24 protein-coding genes are annotated in these 22,598 nt (G+C 51.6%); 16 read left to right on the top strand and 8 right to left on the bottom strand.

What is annotated here, in order from left to right:
• Positions 1 to 39: 39 nt before the first annotated feature.
• A complete protein-coding gene (locus HGD79_RS15275) occupies positions 40 to 942 on the bottom strand; it encodes an S-adenosyl-l-methionine hydroxide adenosyltransferase family protein (protein ID WP_000754468.1) in 903 nt (300 codons plus the stop codon).
• A gap of 255 nt (positions 943 to 1,197) precedes the next feature.
• On the opposite strand from HGD79_RS15275, the gene ysgD reads away from it, so the two are divergent.
• The gene (ysgD, locus tag HGD79_RS26665; RefSeq protein ID WP_212591408.1) at positions 1,198 to 1,254 is read left to right on the top strand and encodes a YsgD/CorL family protein; all 57 of its coding nucleotides are present in this window, start codon (positions 1,198 to 1,200) and stop codon (positions 1,252 to 1,254) included.
• 151 nt (positions 1,255 to 1,405) lie between these two features.
• Complete coding sequence (gene corA / locus HGD79_RS15270; protein ID WP_000947159.1) at positions 1,406 to 2,356, top strand: magnesium/cobalt transporter CorA; 951 nt, start codon at positions 1,406 to 1,408, stop codon at positions 2,354 to 2,356.
• 42 nt (positions 2,357 to 2,398) lie between these two features.
• Here the strand turns inward: corA and HGD79_RS15265 are convergent, their stop codons facing one another.
• The 4 genes from HGD79_RS15265 to yigI all read right to left on the bottom strand — a co-directional run bounded on the left by HGD79_RS15265 (position 2,399) and on the right by yigI (position 4,677).
• On the bottom strand, positions 2,399 to 2,779 hold the full coding sequence (locus HGD79_RS15265) for a DUF2628 domain-containing protein (RefSeq protein ID WP_000032581.1): 381 nt from the start codon (positions 2,777 to 2,779) through the stop codon (positions 2,399 to 2,401).
• Positions 2,780 to 2,792: 13 nt separating this feature from the next.
• The gene (gene yigG, locus HGD79_RS15260) at positions 2,793 to 3,173 is read right to left on the bottom strand and encodes a protein YigG (protein WP_001399535.1); all 381 of its coding nucleotides are present in this window, start codon (positions 3,171 to 3,173) and stop codon (positions 2,793 to 2,795) included.
• Between the two features lie 94 nt (positions 3,174 to 3,267).
• A complete protein-coding gene (gene rarD, locus HGD79_RS15255; RefSeq protein ID WP_000339104.1) occupies positions 3,268 to 4,158 on the bottom strand; it encodes an EamA family transporter RarD in 891 nt (296 codons plus the stop codon).
• 51 nt (positions 4,159 to 4,209) lie between these two features.
• Complete coding sequence (gene yigI, locus HGD79_RS15250; RefSeq protein WP_001277142.1) at positions 4,210 to 4,677, bottom strand: acyl-CoA thioesterase YigI; 468 nt, start codon at positions 4,675 to 4,677, stop codon at positions 4,210 to 4,212.
• Positions 4,678 to 4,841: 164 nt separating this feature from the next.
• Between yigI and pldA the strand changes: the two genes are divergently transcribed.
• From pldA to rhtC, 3 genes are all read left to right on the top strand, one after another.
• Positions 4,842 to 5,711: a phospholipase A gene (gene pldA, locus HGD79_RS15245; protein ID WP_001259700.1), complete on the top strand. Its 870-nt coding sequence runs from the start codon at positions 4,842 to 4,844 to the stop codon at positions 5,709 to 5,711.
• Positions 5,712 to 5,843: 132 nt separating this feature from the next.
• Positions 5,844 to 7,673 carry an ATP-dependent DNA helicase RecQ gene (gene recQ, locus HGD79_RS15240; protein WP_000035581.1) on the top strand — a complete coding sequence of 610 codons (1,830 nt, stop codon included), beginning with the start codon at positions 5,844 to 5,846 and terminating at the stop codon, positions 7,671 to 7,673.
• Positions 7,674 to 7,736: 63 nt separating this feature from the next.
• Complete coding sequence (gene rhtC / locus HGD79_RS15235; protein ID WP_000928824.1) at positions 7,737 to 8,357, top strand: threonine export protein RhtC; 621 nt, start codon at positions 7,737 to 7,739, stop codon at positions 8,355 to 8,357.
• A 61-nt stretch (positions 8,358 to 8,418) separates the two neighbouring features.
• Here the strand turns inward: rhtC and rhtB are convergent, their stop codons facing one another.
• Positions 8,419 to 9,039, bottom strand: coding sequence for a homoserine/homoserine lactone efflux protein (gene rhtB / locus HGD79_RS15230; protein ID WP_096260405.1), 621 nt, complete (start codon positions 9,037 to 9,039; stop codon positions 8,419 to 8,421).
• Positions 9,040 to 9,149: 110 nt separating this feature from the next.
• Between rhtB and pldB the strand changes: the two genes are divergently transcribed.
• The 3 genes from pldB to bioP all read left to right on the top strand — a co-directional run bounded on the left by pldB (position 9,150) and on the right by bioP (position 11,955).
• Complete coding sequence (gene pldB / locus HGD79_RS15225; protein ID WP_000487654.1) at positions 9,150 to 10,172, top strand: lysophospholipase L2; 1,023 nt, start codon at positions 9,150 to 9,152, stop codon at positions 10,170 to 10,172.
• Positions 10,173 to 10,179: 7 nt separating this feature from the next.
• Positions 10,180 to 10,980, top strand: a complete 801-nt coding sequence (yigL, locus tag HGD79_RS15220) for a sugar/pyridoxal phosphate phosphatase YigL (protein ID WP_000285355.1) — start codon at positions 10,180 to 10,182, stop codon at positions 10,978 to 10,980.
• A 75-nt stretch (positions 10,981 to 11,055) separates the two neighbouring features.
• Positions 11,056 to 11,955 (top strand): biotin transporter, encoded by a 900-nt coding sequence (bioP, locus tag HGD79_RS15215; RefSeq protein WP_001196238.1) that lies wholly within the window; start codon positions 11,056 to 11,058, stop codon positions 11,953 to 11,955.
• Here the strand turns inward: bioP and metR are convergent.
• Positions 11,843 to 12,796 (bottom strand): HTH-type transcriptional regulator MetR, encoded by a 954-nt coding sequence (metR, locus tag HGD79_RS15210; protein WP_000573621.1) that lies wholly within the window; start codon positions 12,794 to 12,796, stop codon positions 11,843 to 11,845. The genes bioP and metR overlap by 113 nt on opposite strands.
• A gap of 122 nt (positions 12,797 to 12,918) precedes the next feature.
• On the opposite strand from metR, the gene metE reads away from it, so the two are divergent.
• Positions 12,919 to 15,180, top strand: coding sequence for a 5-methyltetrahydropteroyltriglutamate--homocysteine S-methyltransferase (metE, locus tag HGD79_RS15205; RefSeq protein ID WP_000153973.1), 2,262 nt, complete (start codon positions 12,919 to 12,921; stop codon positions 15,178 to 15,180).
• A 38-nt stretch (positions 15,181 to 15,218) separates the two neighbouring features.
• Here the strand turns inward: metE and HGD79_RS15200 are convergent, their stop codons facing one another.
• Positions 15,219 to 16,034, bottom strand: a complete 816-nt coding sequence (locus tag HGD79_RS15200; protein WP_001296987.1) for a dienelactone hydrolase family protein — start codon at positions 16,032 to 16,034, stop codon at positions 15,219 to 15,221.
• 261 nt (positions 16,035 to 16,295) lie between these two features.
• Here HGD79_RS15200 and udp point away from each other — a divergent pair, with 261 nt between their 5' ends.
• From udp to tatB, 7 genes are all read left to right on the top strand, one after another.
• Entirely contained in the window at positions 16,296 to 17,057 is a 762-nt protein-coding gene (udp, locus tag HGD79_RS15195; protein ID WP_000045180.1) for a uridine phosphorylase, read from the top strand.
• A gap of 140 nt (positions 17,058 to 17,197) precedes the next feature.
• Positions 17,198 to 18,625: a DNA recombination protein RmuC gene (rmuC, locus tag HGD79_RS15190; protein WP_000347714.1), complete on the top strand. Its 1,428-nt coding sequence runs from the start codon at positions 17,198 to 17,200 to the stop codon at positions 18,623 to 18,625.
• 94 nt (positions 18,626 to 18,719) lie between these two features.
• Complete coding sequence (gene ubiE / locus HGD79_RS15185; RefSeq protein ID WP_000227958.1) at positions 18,720 to 19,475, top strand: bifunctional demethylmenaquinone methyltransferase/2-methoxy-6-polyprenyl-1,4-benzoquinol methylase UbiE; 756 nt, start codon at positions 18,720 to 18,722, stop codon at positions 19,473 to 19,475.
• Positions 19,476 to 19,488: 13 nt separating this feature from the next.
• Positions 19,489 to 20,094 carry a ubiquinone biosynthesis protein UbiJ gene (gene ubiJ, locus HGD79_RS15180; protein WP_001295259.1) on the top strand — a complete coding sequence of 202 codons (606 nt, stop codon included), beginning with the start codon at positions 19,489 to 19,491 and terminating at the stop codon, positions 20,092 to 20,094.
• Positions 20,091 to 21,731: a ubiquinone biosynthesis regulatory protein kinase UbiB gene (gene ubiB, locus HGD79_RS15175; RefSeq protein ID WP_000187530.1), complete on the top strand. Its 1,641-nt coding sequence runs from the start codon at positions 20,091 to 20,093 to the stop codon at positions 21,729 to 21,731. Before ubiJ ends, ubiB begins: the two co-directional genes overlap by 4 nt.
• Positions 21,732 to 21,809: 78 nt before the next feature.
• A complete protein-coding gene (gene tatA, locus HGD79_RS15170; protein ID WP_001295260.1) occupies positions 21,810 to 22,079 on the top strand; it encodes a Sec-independent protein translocase subunit TatA in 270 nt (89 codons plus the stop codon).
• 3 nt (positions 22,080 to 22,082) lie between these two features.
• The gene (tatB, locus tag HGD79_RS15165) at positions 22,083 to 22,598 is read left to right on the top strand and encodes a Sec-independent protein translocase protein TatB (RefSeq protein WP_000459594.1); all 516 of its coding nucleotides are present in this window, start codon (positions 22,083 to 22,085) and stop codon (positions 22,596 to 22,598) included.

Raw genomic sequence — 22,598 nt, 5'->3', positions numbered from 1 at the left:
CGGGATGCGGTGCGCCACACCGCATCCCGCATCAGTAACTTACTTAGCGCACTTCTTCACATCAATATTCCAGTCAGCACCAGACGCAACCTGATGTTTCTGCGCGAAATTATCCATATTCAGCGCCACGGAAACATTCAATAAGCTGTTCAGATACACCATCGGCTGGCCTTCAGGCACATCGCCGAAGCTTGCGACATACGGCATTTTCCCTACGTATTTTTGCTGGGAACCTTCGGAAATGGTCACACACAACGTGTCGTTGAGTTTGATTCCTGCCTGATTCAGCAACTCGTCGCTGATATTGCTCCAGACGTTGCCGTACTGAATATCGAGAATCGGGATATTGCCCTTCACTTCACCTTTTGTTGCTTTGGCTTTCTGATAAGAAAGTTCGACAACTTTTGCAGGAAGCTCTGGCCCCACCTGTTCGAACGTGATCGCTCCGGAAGCCAGGCGTGCACCGGTGTAGGCATACACGTCACGACCGTGGAAGGTATATGACTTTTCGGAACCTTTCAGGCGGTTGGTTTTTTCATCGATTTGCCGGACGCTCTCAATACCCAGCGATTCCGCCACCAAAGTGAGCGTACCGTTATCTGGTGAAACGAAGTATTGACCGTTTTTGGTTTTCAGCACTACCGATTTACGGTCTGTACCAACACCTGGATCGACCACACTGACAAATACCGAACCTTGCGGCCAGTAACTGGCGGTCTGATACAGGCGGTAAGCGCCTTCCCAGATGTTATAAGGTGGAATTTCGTGTGTTAAATCAAATATTTTAAGATTATGGTCAACGCCGAAAGCGACCCCTTTCATCGCCGAGACGGCGCCATCTTTCAGGCTAAAATCCGTTTGTAAAATCAATGCGTTATCCGCATAAGCGGATGATGACCCTATACACGCTAATAAAAACAACGCTGAAACCGTTTTTTTCATCTATATTTCCTTAAGTTATCTGATGTTGTCCTGTGTTGTGCCAGACGAAGAGCATCTGGAACTCATAAGTTTAACGCTCTCTATTTTGTTTACCCAGAGCACGCCTGATGGATTCAGATTTTAACCACAAAATTTAAGTGTTCCGGGGAACGTAAACAGGAGGAAGCAGGAAAAAAATGTGTCGCCGTTGCGTGTTGACGGCAAAATTTTGCTGGCGTAACATGCGCGCACGATCACTCTAAGAGGACATTCGCCTTGGACACACCCAGTAGATACTGGCTCACTATCCTGTCATTCAGGATCAACTCCTAAGGCTATCCCTTTTTGCTGATAGCCTTAGCGGTTGTCAGCGACCTCATTTTTTCCCGTCGCGCTGAGTCAGGCTGTTTAATGGTCTGAAACCCAATTTGTTTCTGTGTGCCCACCGAACTGTCCGATATTTTAAGCATTGGGAGTCCCGGTCATGCTGAGCGCATTTCAACTGGAAAATAACCGACTGACCCGGCTGGAAGTCGAAGAGTCACAACCCCTTGTAAATGCAGTATGGATTGATCTTGTCGAACCGGACGACGACGAGCGACTGCGCGTACAATCTGAACTTGGCCAGAGCCTGGCAACCCGCCCGGAACTGGAAGACATCGAAGCATCGGCACGTTTCTTTGAAGACGATGACGGCCTGCATATTCACTCCTTCTTCTTCTTTGAAGATGCGGAAGATCACGCCGGTAACTCCACTGTGGCATTTACCATCCGTGATGGTCGTCTGTTTACTCTGCGTGAGCGTGAACTGCCTGCATTCCGTCTGTATCGTATGCGCGCCCGTAGCCAGTCAATGGTGGACGGTAACGCCTACGAGCTGCTGTTGGATCTGTTCGAAACCAAAATCGAACAGCTGGCAGATGAAATTGAAAATATCTACAGCGATCTGGAGCAGTTGAGCCGGGTGATTATGGAAGGGCATCAGGGCGATGAGTACGATGAGGCGCTCTCCACGCTGGCGGAACTGGAAGATATCGGCTGGAAAGTTCGCCTGTGTCTGATGGATACCCAGCGTGCGCTCAACTTCCTGGTGCGTAAAGCGCGTTTACCGGGTGGGCAACTGGAGCAGGCGCGTGAAATCCTGCGAGATATCGAATCCCTGCTGCCGCATAACGAATCCCTGTTCCAGAAGGTGAACTTCCTGATGCAGGCGGCAATGGGTTTTATCAACATCGAGCAGAACCGCATCATCAAAATTTTCTCGGTGGTATCCGTCGTGTTCCTGCCGCCAACGCTGGTTGCTTCCAGCTATGGGATGAACTTTGAGTTTATGCCAGAACTGAAGTGGAGTTTCGGCTACCCTGGCGCGATTATCTTTATGATCCTCGCGGGCCTGGCACCGTATCTGTACTTTAAGCGGAAGAACTGGTTGTAAAAAACGAGAGCGGTGGCTTAGTCTGGCTAAGCCACCTGTTATTCAAAGGCTCCAGGTATTTAACCCTTTTACCTCTTTCTCATAGAACCATTTGTTCGTGTTAACAGCAACATAGGCTGCTACGGCAATTCCCAGAATGTTAACGCCAATTAATGCACCAACAAATAGAGATAGAATGCCAAGTAATAGAACTATAATTGCTTTTTTCCATAAGCCCAGAACAAATAAATAGATCCAGGAACAGAAGAAAGCAATGAAATTCATTTGAATAGTTAATCGTTGTCTTACTTTTAATGCTTTAAATGCTGCTTTATATTCTGGTGTTGCTCCCCAGAATCCAGGAAAGCCATGTTGATCATAAAAATTAAATCGGTATTTCCATTTTTCACTTAATGAACCATCGTTCATATATTCCTTACTCATAAATACTCCATAACTATTGTTTTGATGAATCAGTAGGTGCAAGCATTAGCATACTGAAAGTGGAAAAATAACAAATCAAAAAAATCATCGAACCATTGCCTGAACAGGCAAAATCTTCGGCTATCATTGTGATGATAGAGATGATATATACTGCTAATGTACCAAAAACATAAGTTTTTATATAGATGAAACCACTATCACGGAGTCGCTGGCAATTCATGTTGATGACGAGATAATGGAGTACGATGGTAGAGACTATAACAAGAAAACCTGCTTCCCCATCGTTAAAAAAGATAATAAGAAAGGCAAAAATGAAATTTATTAAAATAAATGAAAATATATATCGGCGTCTGGAAATCTTACCGTTAGATGTTGGGATAAACATACGTAACATAAATTTTACATCCTTGTGTGAGTCTCCTGTCAGCATGGCAATATGCCCACTCTCATACAAGAGTCGGCATATTTTTTCAGAATATATTTATTTTTTATTTGGACGTTCTACGCTGCGTATAAATCGCATCCATCACAAAAATTGCCAGCGCCACCCAAATAAAGGCGAAAGTCACCATCTTATCGGCACCCGGTTTTTCACCATAAAACGTCACAGCCAGCAGGAACATCAGCGTCGGGCCAATGTACTGGAAAAAGCCTAACGTTGAGAGACGCAGGCGCGTGGCAGCGGCAGTAAAACACAACAGCGGTACGGTAGTGACAATACCGGCGGCGATCAGCAGTAAATTCAGCGACATCGGGTTTTGCCCCATATGGCTGGTTGAGCTGTCGGCAATAGCAAACAGGTAAATCGCCGCCACGGGCAGCAGCCACATGGTTTCAATTAACATGCCGGTTTGTGCTTCTACCGCAATCTTCTTGCGCACCAGGCCGTAGAAGGCAAAACTAAATGCCAGCCCCAGCGCGATAATAGGTAGCGAACCAAAAGTCCACAGCTGGACTAACACGCCACATATCGCCAGAATCACCGCCAGCCATTGCATCCGGCGGAATCGCTCGCCGAGGAAAATCATCCCCAGCACAATGTTCACCAGCGGGTTAATAAAGTAACCAAGGCTCGCTTCCAGCATATGGTGATTGTTCACCGCCCAGATAAACAGTAGCCAGTTGCCACCAATCAGCACGGCAGAGACTGCCAGCATAAAAATTTTCTGTGGCGTCTGAATCAGCGTTTTTAAATAGGACCACTGGCGGCAAATGCTCATCAGCACCACCATAAAGAAAAACGACCAGATCACGCGATGCGTCAGGATTTCATCGGCGGGCACGTAGTAAATCAACTTGAAGTACGCTGGCGCTATACCCCAAATAAAATAAGCGGCAAGAGCGAGTAATACGCCCTGCCGCGTTTGTTTTGCATCCATCGGGAATACTCATTTTTAATTGGTAACAGCAGTTTACCTGCTTTTATGTCTTCAACCTACCATATAGGTGGCGGTGGCACTGGCAATATAAAGCTGTTCTTCATTGTGTAATTCAACGCGGGCGACGGCGACTTTATTGCCTGCACGCAACAGGCTACTGGTAGCAGTAAAACGCTCGCCCCTGCCTGGGCGCAGATAATCAACGCGAAGATCAATGGTCCCCATCCGCGATAGCCGCTGGCGTAGTTCATCTTCACTGATGGTTTCGTGGCGGGTTAAGGTACTTCCCACGCACACCAGACCGGCGGCGACATCCAGCGCCGACGCAATGACTCCGCCGTGCAAAATGCTTTGCGCCCAGTTACCCACCATCATCGGCTGATTTTTAAAGGCCAGCTGTGCGAACTCTTTTTCGTAACGCTCCAGCTCCATCCCTAACGCGCGGTTAAATGGCATGTGATAAACAAACATCTCACCCACTAATTTCAGGGCTTGTTCAGCGGTCAGTACGGCAGACATATCATCCTTATACTTCATTGGTTAATGAAATGTTGATTTTATGCTTCTTTGTTGTTGGTTTCTACTTTAGGAAGGGATAACTAACGGCAATGGAGTTAAGTATGTAAAATAGCCCGCAGAAAAACATTCACCTTATCAATAATTCGTTACGGAGAACACGACCGATGCGGACTCTGCAGGGCTGGTTGTTGCCGGTGTTTATGTTGCCTATGGCAGTATATGCACAAGAGGCAACGGTGAAAGAGGTGCATGACGCGCCAGCGGTGCGTGGCAGTATTATCGCCAATATGCTGCAGGAGCATGACAATCCGTTCACGCTCTATCCTTATGACACCAACTACCTCATCTACACCCAAACCAGCGATCTGAACAAAGAAGCGATTGCCAGTTACGACTGGGCGGAAAATGCGCGTAAGGATGAAGTAAAGTTTCAGTTGAGCCTGGCATTTCCACTGTGGCGTGGGATTTTAGGCCCGAACTCGGTGTTGGGTGCGTCTTATACGCAAAAATCCTGGTGGCAACTGTCCAATAGCGAAGAGTCTTCACCGTTTCGTGAAACCAACTACGAACCGCAATTGTTCCTCGGTTTTGCCACCGATTACCGTTTTGCAGGTTGGACGCTGCGCGATGTGGAGATGGGGTATAACCACGACTCTAACGGGCGTTCAGACCCGACCTCCCGCAGCTGGAACCGCCTTTATACTCGCCTGATGGCAGAAAACGGTAACTGGCTGGTAGAAGTGAAGCCGTGGTATGTGGTGGGTAATACTGACGATAACCCGGATATCACCAAATATATGGGTTACTACCAGCTTAAAATCGGCTATCACCTCGGTGATGCGGTGCTCAGTGCGAAAGGACAGTACAACTGGAACACCGGCTACGGCGGCGCGGAGTTAGGCTTAAGTTACCCGATCACCAAACATGTGCGCCTTTATACTCAGGTTTACAGCGGCTATGGCGAATCGCTCATCGACTATAACTTCAACCAGACCCGTGTCGGTGTGGGGGTTATGCTAAACGATTTGTTTTGATGAACGGTTGAGTGGTTGGCAAATCTGGAATCCAGCATCCAGGATTACCCTCTCAGAGACTAAAAGCATTGCAGTTTCTCGCGCAGGCGCTGAAAATAGCGCCTGTTTTTATTTCAGGCAATCGGGGTGAATGTGGCGCAGGCGGAAGTGTTGAATCTGGAGTCCGGAGCTAAACAGGTTTTACAAGAAACCTTTGGCTACCAACAGTTTCGCCCCGGCCAGGAAGAAATTATCGACACTGTGCTTTCCGGTCGCGATTGCCTGGTCGTCATGCCCACCGGTGGCGGAAAATCCCTTTGCTATCAAATTCCTGCCTTATTGCTAAACGGCCTTACCGTGGTTGTTTCACCGCTGATTTCGTTGATGAAAGATCAGGTGGATCAACTGCAAGCCAACGGCGTGGCGGCGGCGTGCCTTAACTCGACGCAAACCCGCGAGCAGCAACTTGAAGTGATGACAGGCTGTCGCACCGGGCAAATCCGCCTGCTTTATATCGCGCCGGAACGCCTGATGCTGGATAACTTTCTTGAGCATCTGGCGCACTGGAATCCGGTGTTATTAGCCGTTGATGAAGCGCACTGTATCTCCCAATGGGGCCACGATTTCCGCCCGGAATATGCCGCGCTCGGTCAGTTGCGCCAGCGGTTCCCGACGCTGCCGTTTATGGCGCTGACCGCCACAGCCGACGACACCACGCGCCAGGATATCGTGCGCCTGCTGGGGCTGAACGATCCGCTGATTCAAATCAGCAGTTTTGACCGTCCGAATATTCGCTACATGCTGATGGAGAAATTCAAACCGCTCGATCAGTTGATGCGCTACGTGCAGGAACAGCGCGGTAAGTCCGGCATTATCTACTGCAACAGCCGGGCGAAAGTAGAAGACACCGCTGCGCGCCTGCAAAGCAAGGGTATTAGCGCGGCGGCCTATCATGCCGGGCTGGAAAATAATGTCCGCGCCGACGTGCAGGAGAAATTCCAGCGCGATGACCTGCAAATTGTGGTGGCGACGGTGGCGTTCGGCATGGGCATCAATAAACCAAACGTTCGCTTCGTGGTCCACTTTGATATTCCGCGCAATATCGAATCCTATTATCAGGAAACCGGTCGCGCCGGGCGTGATGGCCTGCCTGCGGAAGCGATGCTGTTTTACGATCCGGCTGATATGGCGTGGCTGCGCCGTTGTCTGGAAGAGAAGCCGCAGGGGCAGTTGCAGGATATCGAGCGCCACAAACTCAATGCGATGGGCGCGTTTGCCGAAGCGCAAACTTGCCGTCGTCTGGTATTGCTGAACTATTTTGGCGAAGGGCGTCAGGAGCCGTGCGGAAACTGCGATATCTGCCTCGATCCGCCGAAACAGTACGACGGTTCAACCGATGCTCAGATTGCCCTTTCCACCATTGGTCGTGTGAATCAGCGGTTTGGGATGGGTTATGTGGTGGAAGTGATTCGTGGTGCTAATAACCAGCGTATCCGCGACTATGGTCATGACAAACTGAAAGTCTATGGCATGGGCCGTGATAAAAGCCATGAACATTGGGTGAGCGTGATCCGCCAGCTGATTCACCTCGGCCTGGTGACGCAAAATATTGCCCAGCATTCTGCCCTACAACTGACAGAGGCCGCGCGCCCGGTGCTGCGCGGCGAATCCTCTTTGCAACTTGCCGTGCCGCGTATCGTGGCGCTCAAACCGAAAGCGATGCAGAAATCGTTCGGCGGCAACTATGATCGCAAACTGTTCGCCAAATTACGCAAACTGCGTAAATCGATTGCCGATGAAAGCAATGTCCCGCCGTACGTGGTGTTTAACGACGCAACCTTGATTGAGATGGCTGAACAGATGCCGATCACCGCCAGCGAAATGCTCAGCGTTAACGGCGTTGGGATGCGCAAGCTGGAACGCTTTGGTAAACCGTTTATGGCGCTTATCCGCGCGCATGTTGACGGCGACGACGAAGAGTAGTCAGCGGCATAAAAAAGTGCCAGGATGAAGACTCCGTAAACGTTTCCCCCGCGAGTCAAATGTATGTTGATGTTATTTCTCACCGTCGCCATGGTGCATATTGTGGCGCTTATGAGCCCCGGTCCCGATTTCTTTTTTGTCTCTCAGACCGCTGTCAGTCGTTCCCGTAAAGAAGCGATGATGGGCGTGCTGGGCATTACCTGCGGTGTAATGGTTTGGGCTGGGATTGCGTTGCTTGGCCTGCATTTGATTATCGAAAAAATGGCCTGGCTGCATACGCTGATTATGGTTGGCGGTGGCCTGTATCTCTGCTGGATGGGTTATCAGATGCTGCGCGGCGCGCTGAAAAAAGAGGCGGTTTCTGCACCTGCGCCACAGGTCGAGCTGGCGAAAAGTGGGCGCAGTTTCCTGAAAGGTTTACTGACCAATCTCGCTAATCCGAAAGCGATTATCTATTTTGGTTCGGTATTCTCATTGTTTGTCGGTGATAACGTTGGCACTACCGCGCGCTGGGGCATTTTTGCGCTGATCATTGTCGAAACACTGGCGTGGTTTACCGTCGTTGCCAGCCTGTTTGCCCTGCCGCAAATGCGCCGTGGTTATCAACGTCTGGCGAAGTGGATTGATGGTTTTGCCGGGGCGTTATTTGCCGGATTTGGCATTCATTTGATTATTTCGCGGTGATGCCAGACGCGTCTTCAGAGTAAGTCGGATAAGGCGTTTACGCCGCATCCGACATTATTTTTCACGCATGCCTCGCCGATGCTAACAGTACTCCCACCAGCATAAACAACGAGCCGAAAATCTTATTCAGCGCCTTCATCTGCTTTGGTCCTTTAATCCATAGAGCAATCCGTTGAGCAAGGGTGGCGTAACCGATCATCACAATAATATCGACCACAATAGTGGTGACGCCGAGCACGATATACTGCATCAGTTGCGGCTGTTGCGGCATGATGAATTGCGGAAATAGCGCCGCCAGAAACACAATACTTTTGGGATTGGTGAGATTCACAAAAACTGCGCGCTGGAACAAATGTCGACGCGATTGAGTAGAGGCCAGCGATTTAAGGTCAATTGCACCAGCGGCGCGCCACTGCTGGATTCCCAGCCAAATCAAGTAAGCCGCGCCTGCCCACTTCAACACTTCAAACGCAATCACTGAGCGGGAAAATAGCGTCCCCAACCCCACGCCAACCAGCACAATATGAATCGCCAGTCCGGTCTGAAGCCCAGCAATAGACGCCACCGCGCCGCGATAACCGTGGTTGAGCGAGGTGGTCATAGTGTTGATTGCACCAGAGCCTGGCGACAGGCTTAAAATGATCGATGTCAGCAGGTAGGCAAACCACCATTCTAAGGTCATGATGAACTCCCGGTGTGTCTATTTTTGTGCCACAATACGCTACTGTCGCAGCGTTGTGTCAGGCACGCTAAAAAAAACGATTTTACGTGGTTTAAGAGGCAGATTACCCGATGTTTCAGCAGCAAAAAGACTGGGAAACAAGAGAAAACGCGTTTGCTGCTTTTACCATGGGACCGCTGACTGATTTCTGGCGTCAGCGTGATGAAGCAGAGTTTACTGGTGTGGATGACATTCCGGTGCGCTTTGTCCGTTTTCGCGCACAGCACCATGACCGGGTGGTAGTCATCTGCCCGGGGCGTATTGAGAGCTACGTAAAATATGCGGAACTGGCCTATGACCTGTTCCATTTGGGGTTTGATGTCTTAATCATCGACCATCGCGGGCAGGGACGTTCCGGTCGCCTGTTAGCCGATCCGCATCTCGGGCATGTTAATCGCTTTAATGATTATGTTGATGATCTGGCGGCATTCTGGCAGCAGGAGGTTCAGCCCGGTCCGTGGCGTAAACGCTATATACTGGCACATTCGATGGGCGGTGCGATCTCCACATTATTTCTGCAACGCCATCCAGGTGTATGTGACGCCATTGCGCTAACTGCGCCAATGTTTGGGATCGTGATTCGTATGCCGTCATTTATGGCACGGCAGATCCTCAACTGGGCCGAAGCGCATCCACGTTTCCGTGATGGCTATGCAATAGGCACCGGGCGCTGGCGCGCGTTGCCGTTTGCTATCAACGTACTGACCCACAGCAGACAGCGATATCGACGTAACTTACGCTTCTATGCTGATGACCCAACGATTCGCGTCGGTGGGCCGACCTACCATTGGGTACGCGAAAGTATTCTGGCTGGCGAACAGGTGTTAGCCGGTGCGGGTGATGACGCCACGCCAACGCTTCTCTTACAAGCTGAAGAGGAACGCGTGGTGGATAACCGCATGCATGACCGTTTTTGTGAACTCCGCACCGCCGCGGGCCATCCTGTCGAAGGAGGACGACCGTTGGTAATTAAAGGTGCTTACCATGAGATCCTTTTTGAAAAGGACGCAATGCGCTCAGTCGCGCTCCACGCCATTGTTGATTTTTTCAACAGGCATAACTCACCCAGCGGAAACCGCTCTACAGAGGTTTAAATTTCTTATGTACCAGGTTGTTGCGTCTGATTTAGATGGCACGTTACTTTCTCCCGACCATACGTTATCCCCTTACGCCAAAGAAACCCTGAAGCTGCTCACCGCGCGCGGCATCAACTTTGTGTTTGCGACCGGTCGTCACCACGTTGATGTGGGGCAAATTCGCGATAATCTGGAGATCAAGTCGTACATGATCACCTCCAACGGCGCGCGCGTTCACGATCTGGATGGCAATCTGATTTTTGCTCATAACCTGGATCGCGACATTGCCAGCGATCTGTTTGGCGTAGTCAACGACAATCCGGACATCATTACTAACGTTTATCGCGACGACGAATGGTTTATGAATCGCCATCGCCCGGAAGAGATGCGCTTTTTTAAAGAAGCGGTGTTCAAATATGCGCTGTATGAGCCTGGATTACTGGAGCCGGAAGGCGTCAGCAAAGTGTTCTTCACCTGCGATTCCCATGAACAACTGCTGCCGCTGGAGCAGGCGATTAACGCTCGCTGGGGCGATCGCGTCAACGTTAGTTTCTCTACCTTAACCTGCCTGGAAGTGATGGCTGGCGGCGTTTCAAAAGGCCATGCCCTGGAAGCGGTAGCGAAGAAACTGGGCTACAGCCTGCAAGATTGTATTGCCTTTGGCGATGGAATGAACGATGCCGAAATGCTGTCGATGGCGGGTAAAGGCTGCATTATGGGCAGCGCGCATCAGCGCCTGAAAGATCTGCATCCCGAGCTGGAAGTGATTGGTACTAACGCCGAAGACGCAGTGCCGCATTATCTGCGTAAACTCTATTTATCGTAATCGTTCTTTATTTGGTTAGTTGTCAACCTGATACTTCGCTACAATGGATACTCGTTAATCAAAGAGTTTTCCATTGTGGCGCTACTTATCATCACCACGATTCTGTGGGCCTTCTCCTTTAGCTTTTATGGCGAGTACCTTGCGGGGCACGTCGATAGCTATTTTGCGGTGCTGGTGCGCGTTGGCCTGGCGGCACTCGTTTTTCTGCCGTTTCTGCGTACCCGTGGCAATAGCCTGAAAACAGTCGGCCTGTATATGCTGGTGGGCGCGATGCAGCTTGGCGTGATGTATATGCTGAGTTTCCGCGCTTATCTCTATCTGACGGTTTCCGAACTGCTGCTGTTCACCGTACTGACGCCGCTCTACATCACGCTGATTTATGACATCATGAGTAAGCGCCGTCTGCGCTGGGGATATGCTTTTAGTGCCTTGTTGGCGGTGATTGGTGCCGGGATTATTCGCTATGATCAGGTCACCGACCATTTCTGGACTGGCTTGTTGCTGGTGCAACTCTCCAATATCACTTTTGCCATCGGCATGGTGGGTTACAAACGCCTGATGGAAACTCGCCCGATGCCGCAGCATAACGCCTTTGCGTGGTTCTATCTTGGCGCGTTCCTGGTGGCGGTAATTGCATGGTTCTTGCTGGGAAATGCGCAGAAAATGCCGCAAACCACGTTGCAATGGGGCATTCTGGTGTTTCTTGGCGTGGTGGCTTCCGGGATTGGCTACTTTATGTGGAACTACGGCGCGACGCAGGTGGACGCCGGAACGCTGGGAATTATGAATAATATGCACGTTCCGGCAGGGCTGCTGGTAAACCTGGCTATCTGGCACCAACAGCCGCACTGGCCAACGTTTATTACAGGCGCGCTGGTGATCCTGGCCTCACTGTGGGTGCATCGTAAGTGGGTCGCTCCGCGCTCTTCACAAACGGCAGATGATCGCAGGCGTGATTGCGCGCTGAGCGAATAAACGCTTCCGTAACTGGCTGACGCTGCTCGCCATCGCGCACGGCGGCGTACAGTCGGCTCCACAAGCCTTCGCCCAGGGTTTTGGTCACCACCAGACCCTGGCGCTCAAAACTCTCTACTACCCAATGCGGTAGCGCGGCAATACCCATCCGCGCGGCAACCATCTGAATCAACAATAAGGTGTTATCGACGCTTTTTAGTGACGGACTGACGCCTGCCGGCTGAAGAAAATGCCGCCAGACATCCAGTCGACTACGCTGCACCGGATAAATCAACAGCGTCTCGCTGGCGAGATCTTCCGGTGTAATTCGCGTTTTCGCCGCCAGTGGATGGTCAGGTGCTAACACCAGACGCACTTCATAGTCGAACATCGGCGAATAATGCAGGCCACTGCGCGGCAGGATATCGGAGGTCATCACCAGATCCAGCTCGCCCTGTTGCAACGCGGGCTGCGGGTCAAACGTCACGCCCGATTTAAAATCCATCTCTACCTGCGGCCAGTTCTTATGGAAATTTTCTAACGCGGGCGTCAGCCACTGAATACAGCTATGGCACTCAATGGCAATGCGCAGACGCGTCTGCTGCGGTTCATTGCAGGCTTGCAGTGCCTGGCTAATTTGCGGCAGCACCTGGTTTGCCAGTTGCAACAGGATTTCTCCCTGCGGTGTAAAGCGTAGCGGCTGGCTCTTACGCACAAATAGCCGGAAGCCAAGGCGTTGTTCCAGATCGCTAAACTGGTGAGACAGGGCGGATTGCGTCTGATGCAACGTCGCCGCAGCGGCTGCGAGAGAGCCGCAGTTCCGCAACGCTTGTAGCGTTTTCAGGTGTTTTACTTCGATCATGAAAGTCCTTCACTTCGGCATGAATAATTTGCGCTTGAGGAATATACAGTAACCGCCAATTATGGATGTGTAAACATCTGGACGGCTAAATACTAAAAATTCCATAAGGGGCATATCATATAATGACAATTCTTAATCACACCCTCGGTTTCCCTCGCGTTGGCCTGCGTCGCGAGCTGAAAAAAGCGCAAGAAAGTTATTGGGCGGGGAACTCCACGCGTGAAGAACTGCTGACAGTAGGGCGTGAACTGCGTGCTCGTCACTGGGATCAACAAAAGCAAGCGGGTATCGACCTGCTGCCGGTGGGCGATTTTGCCTGGTACGATCATGTTCTGACCACCAGTCTGCTGCTGGGTAATGTTCCGCCACGTCATCAGAACAAAGACGGTTCGGTAGATATCGACACCCTGTTCCGTATTGGTCGTGGACGTGCGCCGACTGGCGAACCTGCGGCGGCAGCGGAAATGACCAAATGGTTTAACACCAACTATCACTACATGGTGCCGGAATTCGTTAAAGGCCAACAGTTCAAACTGACCTGGACGCAGCTGCTGGAGGAAGTGGACGAGGCGCTGGCGCTGGGCCACAACGTTAAGCCTGTGCTGCTGGGGCCGGTTACTTACCTGTGGCTGGGGAAAGTGAAAGGTGAACAGTTTGACCGCCTTAGCCTGCTGAACGACATTCTGCCGGTTTATCAGCAAGTGCTGGCAGAACTGGCGAAACGCGGCATCGAGTGGGTACAGATTGATGAACCCGCGCTGGTACTGGAACTACCACAGGCGTGGCTGGACGCATACAAACCCGCTTACGACGCGCTCCAGGGACAGGTGAAACTGCTGCTGACCACCTATTTTGAAGGCGTAACGCCAAATCTCGACACGATTACTGCGCTGCCTGTTCAGGGTCTGCATGTTGACCTCGTACATGGTAAAGATGACGTTGCTGAACTGCACAAGCGCCTGCCTTCTGACTGGTTGCTGTCTGCGGGTCTGATCAATGGTCGTAACGTCTGGCGCGCCGATCTTACCGAGAAATATGCGCAAATTAAGGACATTGTCGGCAAACGTGATTTGTGGGTGGCATCTTCCTGCTCGTTGCTGCACAGCCCCATCGACCTGAGCGTGGAAACGCGTCTTGATGCAGAAGTGAAAAGCTGGTTTGCCTTCGCCCTACAAAAATGCCATGAACTGGCACTGCTGCGCGATGCGCTGAACAGTGGTGACACGGCAGCTCTGGCAGAGTGGAGCGCCCCGATTCAGGCACGTCGTCACTCTACCCGCGTACATAATCCGGCGGTAGAAAAGCGTCTGGCGGCGATCACCGCCCAGGACAGCCAGCGTGCGAATGTCTATGAAGTGCGTGCCGAAGCCCAGCGTGCGCGTTTTAAACTGCCAGCGTGGCCGACCACCACGATTGGTTCTTTCCCGCAAACCACGGAAATTCGTACCCTGCGTCTGGATTTCAAAAAGGGCAATCTCGACGCCAATAACTACCGCACGGGCATTGCGGAACATATCAGGCAGGCCATTGTTGAACAGGAACGTTTGGGACTGGATGTGCTGGTACATGGCGAGGCCGAGCGTAATGACATGGTGGAATACTTTGGCGAGCACCTCGACGGGTTTGTCTTTACGCAAAACGGTTGGGTACAGAGCTACGGTTCCCGCTGCGTGAAGCCACCGATTGTTATTGGTGACGTTAGTCGCCCGGCACCGATTACCGTGGAGTGGGCGAAGTATGCGCAATCGCTGACCGACAAACCGGTGAAAGGGATGCTGACGGGGCCGGTGACCATACTCTGCTGGTCGTTCCCGCGTGAAGATGTCAGCCGTGAAACCATCGCCAAACAGATTGCGCTGGCGCTGCGTGATGAGGTGGCCGATCTGGAAGCGGCAGGGATTGGTATCATCCAGATTGACGAACCGGCGCTGCGCGAAGGTTTACCACTGCGTCGTAGCGACTGGGACGCCTATCTCCAGTGGGGCGTAGAGGCCTTCCGTATCAACGCCGCCGTGGCGAAAGATGACACACAAATCCACACTCACATGTGTTATTGCGAGTTCAACGACATCATGGATTCCATTGCGGCGCTGGATGCAGACGTCATCACCATCGAAACCTCGCGTTCCGACATGGAGTTGCTGGAGTCGTTTGAAGAGTTTGATTATCCGAATGAAATCGGTCCAGGCGTCTATGACATTCACTCGCCAAACGTACCGAGCGTGGAATGGATTGAAGCCCTGCTGAAGAAAGCGGCAAAACGCATTCCGGCAGAGCGCCTGTGGGTCAACCCAGACTGTGGCCTGAAAACGCGCGGCTGGCCAGAAACCCGCGCGGCACTGGCGAACATGGTGCAGGCGGCGCAGAATTTGCGTCTGGGGTAAATCCAAACCGGGTGGTAATACCACCCGGTCTTTTCTCATTACAGCGACTTCTTCCCACCATACTGCTTAAACCATTCCAGCATACGCTGCCAGCCATCTTTCGCAGATTCGGCATGATAGCTCGGGCGATAATCAGCGTTGAATGCATGCCCGGCATCCGGGTAGACGATAATCTCTGCTTTCGCATTAGCAGCCCGCAGCGCCTGGCGCATCGTTTCAACGCTCTCCTGCGGAATGCTGTTATCCTGACCGCCATATAAGCCGAGAACCGGCGCGTTAAGATCGGTTGCGATATCAACAGGTTGTTTCGGTGAATTCAGCGACTTATCGCCCGTCAGTTTGCCGTACCACGCCACTGCGGCTTTTAGCTGTGGATTATGCGCGGCATACAGCCAGGTGATACGTCCACCCCAGCAGAATCCGGTGATCATTAAACGATGAACATCGCCGCCGTTGCGGGATGCCCAACTGGCGACATGATCGAGATCGGCCAGCACCTGCGAGTCAGGCACTTTTGCTACCAGACCGCTAAGCAACGTGGGGATATCGGCAAAATCATTCGGATCGCCCTCGCGGAAGTAAAGTTCAGGTGCGATAGCCAGATACCCCTCCAGCGCCAGACGGCGACAAATGTCGCGGATATGTTCATGCACGCCAAAAATTTCCTGCACTACAATGACCACTGGCAGTGGGCCATCGCTTTGCTTTGGTCTGGCATGGTAAGCAGGCATGTTATCCCCTTGTGAAGGGATAGAGGTGAAGCCCGCCACAATCGCGTCGTCCGGGGTCTGAACGATGGTCGAAGCGAGAGGCGATGCAGCAGGTGCAAATCCAGATTGTTGTGTTGTTGCCATGGTATTCTCCGTACCCTTATAAAAATGTTGCGCAATGTTAACTATAGTCAGCATGCAACAAATCACATTGCCTGAATCGGCTCATCTTTTATGCAGTCCTGCAGAATGAAGAGTGATTTATGTGATTTGAATCACTTTTGGTGGGTAAATTTATGCAACGCATTTGCGTCATGGTGATGAGTATCACGAAAAAATGTTAAACCCTTCGGTAAAGTGTCTTTTTGCTTCTTCTGACTAAACCGATTCACAGAGGAGTTGTATATGTCCAAGTCTGATGTTTTTCATCTCGGCCTCACTAAAAACGATTTACAAGGGGCTACGCTTGCCATCGTCCCTGGCGACCCGGATCGTGTGGAAAAGATCGCCGCGCTGATGGATAAGCCGGTTAAGCTGGCATCTCACCGCGAATTCACTACCTGGCGTGCAGAGCTGGATGGTAAACCTGTTATCGTCTGCTCTACCGGTATCGGCGGCCCGTCTACCTCTATTGCTGTTGAAGAGCTGGCACAGCTGGGCATTCGCACCTTCCTGCGTATCGGTACAACGGGCGCTATTCAGCCGCATATTAATGTGGGTGATGTCCTGGTTACCACGGCGTCTGTCCGTCTGGATGGCGCGAGCCTGCACTTCGCACCGCTGGAATTCCCGGCTGTCGCTGATTTCGAATGTACGACTGCGCTGGTTGAAGCTGCGAAATCCATTGGCGCGACAACTCACGTTGGCGTGACAGCTTCTTCTGATACCTTCTACCCAGGCCAGGAACGTTACGATACTTACTCTGGTCGCGTAGTTCGTCACTTTAAAGGTTCTATGGAAGAGTGGCAGGCGATGGGCGTAATGAACTATGAAATGGAATCTGCAACCCTGCTGACCATGTGTGCAAGTCAGGGCCTGCGTGCCGGTATGGTAGCGGGTGTTATCGTTAACCGCACCCAGCAAGAGATCCCGAATGCTGAGACGATGAAACAAACTGAAAGCCAAGCGGTGAAAATCGTGGTGGAAGCGGCGCGTCGTCTGCTGTAATTCTCTTCTCCTGTCTGAAGGCCGACGCGTTCGGCCTTTTGTATTTTTGCGTAGCGCCTCGCAGGAAATGCCTTTCCAACTGGACGTTTGTACAGCACAATTCTATTTTGTGCGGGTAAGTTGTTGCGTCAGGAGGCGTTGTGGATTTCTCAATCATGGTTTACGCAGTTATTGCGTTGGTGGGTGTGGCAATTGGCTGGCTGTTTGCCAGTTATCAACATGCGCAGCAAAAAGCCGAGCAATTAGCTGAACGTGAAGAGATGGTCGCGGAGTTAAGCGCGGCAAAACAACAAATTACCCAAAGCGAGCACTGGCGTGCAGAGTGCGAGTTACTCAATAACGAAGTGCGCAGCCTGCAAAGTATTAACACCTCTCTGGAGGCCGATCTGCGTGAAGTAACCACGCGGATGGAAGCCGCACAGCAACATGCTGACGATAAAATTCGCCAGATGATTAACAGCGAGCAGCGCCTCAGTGAGCAGTTTGAAAACCTCGCCAACCGTATTTTTGAGCACAGCAATCGCCGGGTTGATGAGCAAAACCGTCAGAGTCTGAACAGCCTGTTGTCGCCGCTACGTGAACAACTGGACGGTTTCCGCCGTCAGGTTCAGGACAGCTTCGGTAAAGAAGCACAAGAACGCCATACCCTGACCCACGAAATTCGCAATCTCCAGCAACTCAACGCGCAAATGGCCCAGGAAGCGATCAACCTGACGCGCGCGCTGAAAGGCGACAATAAAACCCAGGGCAACTGGGGCGAGGTAGTATTGACGCGGGTGCTGGAGGCTTCCGGTCTGCGTGAAGGGTATGAATATGAAACCCAGGTCAGCATCGAAAATGACGCCCGCTCGCGGATGCAGCCGGATGTCATCGTGCGGCTGCCGCAGGGAAAAGATGTGGTGATCGACGCCAAAATGACGCTGGTCGCCTATGAACGCTATTTTAACGCCGAAGACGACTACACCCGCGAAAGCGCGCTACAGGAACATATCGCGTCGGTGCGTAACCATATCCGTTTGCTGGGACGCAAAGATTATCAACAGCTGCCGGGGCTGCGAACTCTGGATTACGTGCTGATGTTTATTCCCGTTGAACCCGCTTTTTTACTGGCGCTTGACCGCCAGCCGGAGCTGATCACCGAAGCGTTGAAAAACAATATCATGCTGGTTAGCCCGACTACGCTGCTGGTGGCGTTGCGTACTATTGCCAACCTGTGGCGTTATGAGCATCAAAGCCGCAACGCCCAGCAAATCGCCGATCGTGCCAGCAAGCTGTACGACAAGATGCGTTTGTTCATCGATGACATGTCCGCGATTGGTCAAAGTCTCGACAAAGCGCAGGATAACTACCGCCAGGCAATGAAAAAACTCTCTTCAGGTCGCGGAAATGTGCTGGCGCAGGCAGAAGCGTTTCGCGGTTTAGGAGTAGAAATTAAACGCGAGATTAATCCGGATTTGGCTGAACAGGCGGTGAGCCAGGATGAAGAGTATCGACTTCGGTCGGTTCCGGAGCAGCCGAATGATGAAGCTTATCAACGCGATGATGAATATAATCAGCAGTCGCGCTAGCCCATTAGGGGTAGTTAAGCCGGGTAGAAATCTAGGGCATCGACGCCCAATCTGTTACACTTCTGGAACAATTTTTTGATGAGCAGGCATTGAGATGGTGGATAAGTCACAAGAAACGACGCACTTTGGTTTTCAGACCGTCGCGAAGGAACAAAAAGCGGATATGGTCGCCCACGTTTTCCATTCCGTGGCATCAAAATACGATGTCATGAATGATTTGATGTCATTTGGTATTCATCGTTTGTGGAAGCGATTCACGATTGATTGCAGCGGCGTACGCCGTGGGCAGACCGTGCTGGATCTGGCTGGTGGCACCGGCGACCTGACAGCGAAATTCTCCCGCCTGGTCGGAGAAACTGGCAAAGTGGTCCTTGCTGATATCAATGAATCCATGCTCAAAATGGGACGCGAGAAGCTGCGTAATATCGGTGTGATTGGCAACGTTGAGTATGTTCAGGCGAACGCTGAGGCGCTGCCGTTCCCGGATAACACCTTTGATTGCATCACCATTTCGTTTGGTCTGCGTAACGTCACCGACAAAGATAAAGCACTGCGTTCAATGTATCGCGTGCTGAAACCCGGCGGCCGCCTGCTGGTGCTTGAGTTCTCGAAGCCAATTATCGAGCCGCTGAGCAAAGCCTATGATGCATACTCCTTCCATGTGCTGCCGCGTATTGGCTCACTGGTCGCGAACGACGCCGACAGCTACCGTTATCTGGCAGAATCCATCCGTATGCATCCCGATCAGGATACCCTGAAAGCCATGATGCAGGATGCCGGATTCGAAAGTGTCGACTACTACAATCTGACGGCGGGGGTTGTGGCGCTGCATCGTGGTTATAAGTTCTGACAGGAGACCGGAAATGCCTTTTAAACCTTTAGTGACGGCAGGAATTGAAAGTCTGCTCAACACCTTCCTGTATCGCTCACCCGCGCTGAAAACAGCCCGCTCGCGTCTGCTGGGTAAAGTATTGCGCGTGGAGGTAAAAGGCTTTTCGACGTCATTGATTCTGGTGTTCAGCGAACGCCAGGTTGATGTACTGGGCGAATGGGCAGGCGATGCTGACTGCACCGTTATCGCCTACGCCAGTGTGTTGCCGAAACTTCGCGATCGCCAGCAGCTTACCGCACTGATTCGCAGTGGTGAGCTGGAAGTGCAGGGCGATATTCAGGTGGTGCAAAACTTCGTTGCGCTGGCAGATCTGGCAGAGTTCGACCCTGCGGAACTGCTGGCCCCTTATACCGGTGATATCGCCGCTGAAGGAATCAGCAAAGCCATGCGCGGAGGCGCAAAGTTCCTGCATCACGGCATTAAGCGCCAGCAACGTTATGTGGCGGAAGCCATTACTGAAGAGTGGCGTATGGCACCCGGTCCGCTTGAAGTGGCCTGGTTTGCGGAAGAGACGGCTGCCGTCGAGCGTGCTGTTGATGCCCTGACCAAACGGCTGGAAAAACTGGAGGCTAAATGACGCCAGGTGAAGTACGGCGCCTATATTTCATCATTCGCACTTTTTTAAGCTACGGACTTGATGAACTGATCCCCAAAATGCGTATCACCCTGCCGCTACGGCTATGGCGATACTCATTATTCTGGATGCCAAATCGGCATAAAGACAAACTTTTAGGTGAGCGACTACGACTGGCCCTGCAAGAACTGGGGCCGGTTTGGATCAAGTTCGGGCAAATGTTATCAACCCGCCGCGATCTTTTTCCACCGCATATTGCCGATCAGCTGGCGTTATTGCAGGACAAAGTTGCTCCGTTTGATGGCAAGCTGGCGAAGCAGCAGATTGAAGCTGCAATGGGCGGCTTGCCGGTAGAAGCGTGGTTTGACGATTTTGAAATCAAGCCGCTGGCTTCTGCTTCTATCGCCCAGGTTCATACCGCGCGATTGAAATCGAATGGTAAAGAGGTGGTGATTAAAGTCATCCGCCCGGATATTTTGCCGGTTATTAAAGCGGATCTGAAACTTATCTACCGTCTGGCTCGCTGGGTGCCGCGTTTGCTGCCGGATGGTCGCCGTCTGCGCCCAACCGAAGTGGTGCGCGAGTACGAAAAGACATTGATTGATGAACTGAATTTGCTGCGGGAATCTGCCAACGCCATTCAGCTTCGGCGCAATTTTGAAGACAGCCCGATGCTCTACATCCCGGAAGTTTACCCTGACTATTGTAGTGAAGGGATGATGGTGATGGAGCGCATTTACGGCATTCCGGTGTCTGATGTTGCGGCGCTGGAGAAAAACGGCACCAACATGAAATTGCTGGCGGAACGCGGCGTGCAGGTGTTCTTCACTCAGGTCTTTCGCGACAGCTTTTTCCATGCCGATATGCACCCTGGCAACATCTTCGTAAGCTATGAACACCCGGAAAACCCGAAATATATCGGCATTGATTGCGGGATTGTTGGCTCGCTAAACAAAGAAGATAAACGCTATCTGGCAGAAAACTTTATCGCCTTCTTTAATCGCGACTATCGCAAAGTGGCAGAGCTACACGTCGATTCTGGCTGGGTGCCACCAGATACCAACGTTGAAGAGTTCGAATTTGCCATTCGTACGGTCTGTGAACCTATCTTTGAGAAACCGCTGGCCGAAATTTCGTTTGGACATGTACTGTTAAATCTGTTTAATACGGCGCGTCGCTTCAATATGGAAGTGCAGCCGCAACTGGTGTTACTCCAGAAAACCCTGCTCTACGTCGAAGGGGTAGGACGCCAGCTTTATCCGCAACTCGATTTATGGAAAACGGCGAAGCCTTTCCTGGAGTCGTGGATTAAAGATCAGGTCGGTATTCCTGCGCTGGTGAGAGCATTTAAAGAAAAAGCGCCGTTCTGGGTCGAAAAAATGCCAGAACTGCCTGAACTGGTTTACGACAGTTTGCGCCAGGGCAAGTATTTACAGCACAGTGTTGATAAGATTGCCCGCGAGCTTCAGTCAAATCATGTACGTCAGGGACAATCGCGTTATTTTCTCGGAATTGGCGCTACGTTAGTATTAAGTGGCACATTCTTGTTGGTCAGCCGACCTGAGTGGGGGCTGATGCCCGGCTGGTTAATGGCAGGTGGTCTGATCGCCTGGTTTGTCGGTTGGCGCAAAACACGCTGATTTTTTCATCGCTCAAGGCGGGCCGTGTAACGTATAATGCGGCTTTGTTTAATCATCATCTACCACAGAGGAACATGTATGGGTGGTATCAGTATTTGGCAGTTATTGATTATTGCCGTCATCGTTGTACTGCTTTTTGGCACCAAAAAGCTCGGCTCCATCGGTTCCGATCTTGGTGCGTCGATCAAAGGCTTTAAAAAAGCAATGAGCGATGATGAACCAAAGCAGGATAAAACCAGTCAGGATGCTGATTTTACTGCGAAAACTATCGCCGATAAGCAGGCGGATACGAATCAGGAACAGGCTAAAACAGAAGACGCGAAGCGCCACGATAAAGAGCAGGTGTAATCCGTGTTTGATATCGGTTTTAGCGAACTGCTATTGGTGTTCATCATCGGCCTCGTCGTTCTGGGGCCGCAACGACTGCCTGTGGCGGTAAAAACGGTAGCGGGCTGGATTCGCGCGTTGCGTTCACTGGCGACAACGGTGCAGAACGAACTGACCCAGGAGTTAAAACTCCAGGAGTTTCAGGACAGTCTGAAAAAGGTTGAAAAGGCGAGCCTCACTAACCTGACGCCCGAACTGAAAGCGTCGATGGATGAACTACGCCAGGCCGCGGAGTCGATGAAGCGTTCCTACGTTGCAAACGATCCTGAAAAGGCGAGCGATGAAGCGCACACCATCCATAACCCGGTGGTGAAAGATAATGAAGCTGCGCATGAGGGCGTAACGCCTGCCGCTGCACAAACGCAGGCCAGTTCGCCGGAACAGAAGCCAGAAACCACGCCAGAGCCGGTGGTAAAACCTGCTGCGGACGCTGAACCGAAAACCGCTGCACCTTCCCCTTCGTCGAGTGATAAACCGTAA

It is taken from the genome of Escherichia sp. SCLE84, from assembly GCF_012584495.1.
In the GTDB taxonomy this organism is placed as follows: Bacteria; Pseudomonadota; Gammaproteobacteria; order Enterobacterales; family Enterobacteriaceae; genus ECMA0423.
This window is presented reverse-complemented; position numbering and strand designations above follow the sequence as displayed.

Coding starts and splice junctions, on each gene's coding strand:
- rhtC (WP_000928824.1), top strand. CDS start 7,737: ATGTTGATGTTATTTCTCACCGTCGCCATGGTGCATATTGTGGCGCTT.
- HGD79_RS15275 (WP_000754468.1), bottom strand. CDS start 942: ATGAAAAAAACGGTTTCAGCGTTGTTTTTATTAGCGTGTATAGGGTCA.
- ubiE (WP_000227958.1), top strand. CDS start 18,720: ATGGTGGATAAGTCACAAGAAACGACGCACTTTGGTTTTCAGACCGTC.
- pldB (WP_000487654.1), top strand. CDS start 9,150: ATGTTTCAGCAGCAAAAAGACTGGGAAACAAGAGAAAACGCGTTTGCT.
- tatA (WP_001295260.1), top strand. CDS start 21,810: ATGGGTGGTATCAGTATTTGGCAGTTATTGATTATTGCCGTCATCGTT.
- udp (WP_000045180.1), top strand. CDS start 16,296: ATGTCCAAGTCTGATGTTTTTCATCTCGGCCTCACTAAAAACGATTTA.
- pldA (WP_001259700.1), top strand. CDS start 4,842: ATGCGGACTCTGCAGGGCTGGTTGTTGCCGGTGTTTATGTTGCCTATG.
- ubiB (WP_000187530.1), top strand. CDS start 20,091: ATGACGCCAGGTGAAGTACGGCGCCTATATTTCATCATTCGCACTTTT.
- yigG (WP_001399535.1), bottom strand. CDS start 3,173: ATGTTACGTATGTTTATCCCAACATCTAACGGTAAGATTTCCAGACGC.
- rarD (WP_000339104.1), bottom strand. CDS start 4,158: ATGGATGCAAAACAAACGCGGCAGGGCGTATTACTCGCTCTTGCCGCT.
- yigL (WP_000285355.1), top strand. CDS start 10,180: ATGTACCAGGTTGTTGCGTCTGATTTAGATGGCACGTTACTTTCTCCC.
- HGD79_RS15200 (WP_001296987.1), bottom strand. CDS start 16,034: ATGGCAACAACACAACAATCTGGATTTGCACCTGCTGCATCGCCTCTC.
- HGD79_RS15265 (WP_000032581.1), bottom strand. CDS start 2,779: ATGAGTAAGGAATATATGAACGATGGTTCATTAAGTGAAAAATGGAAA.
- rhtB (WP_096260405.1), bottom strand. CDS start 9,039: ATGACCTTAGAATGGTGGTTTGCCTACCTGCTGACATCGATCATTTTA.
- corA (WP_000947159.1), top strand. CDS start 1,406: ATGCTGAGCGCATTTCAACTGGAAAATAACCGACTGACCCGGCTGGAA.
- ubiJ (WP_001295259.1), top strand. CDS start 19,489: ATGCCTTTTAAACCTTTAGTGACGGCAGGAATTGAAAGTCTGCTCAAC.
- yigI (WP_001277142.1), bottom strand. CDS start 4,677: ATGTCTGCCGTACTGACCGCTGAACAAGCCCTGAAATTAGTGGGTGAG.
- metR (WP_000573621.1), bottom strand. CDS start 12,796: ATGATCGAAGTAAAACACCTGAAAACGCTACAAGCGTTGCGGAACTGC.
- metE (WP_000153973.1), top strand. CDS start 12,919: ATGACAATTCTTAATCACACCCTCGGTTTCCCTCGCGTTGGCCTGCGT.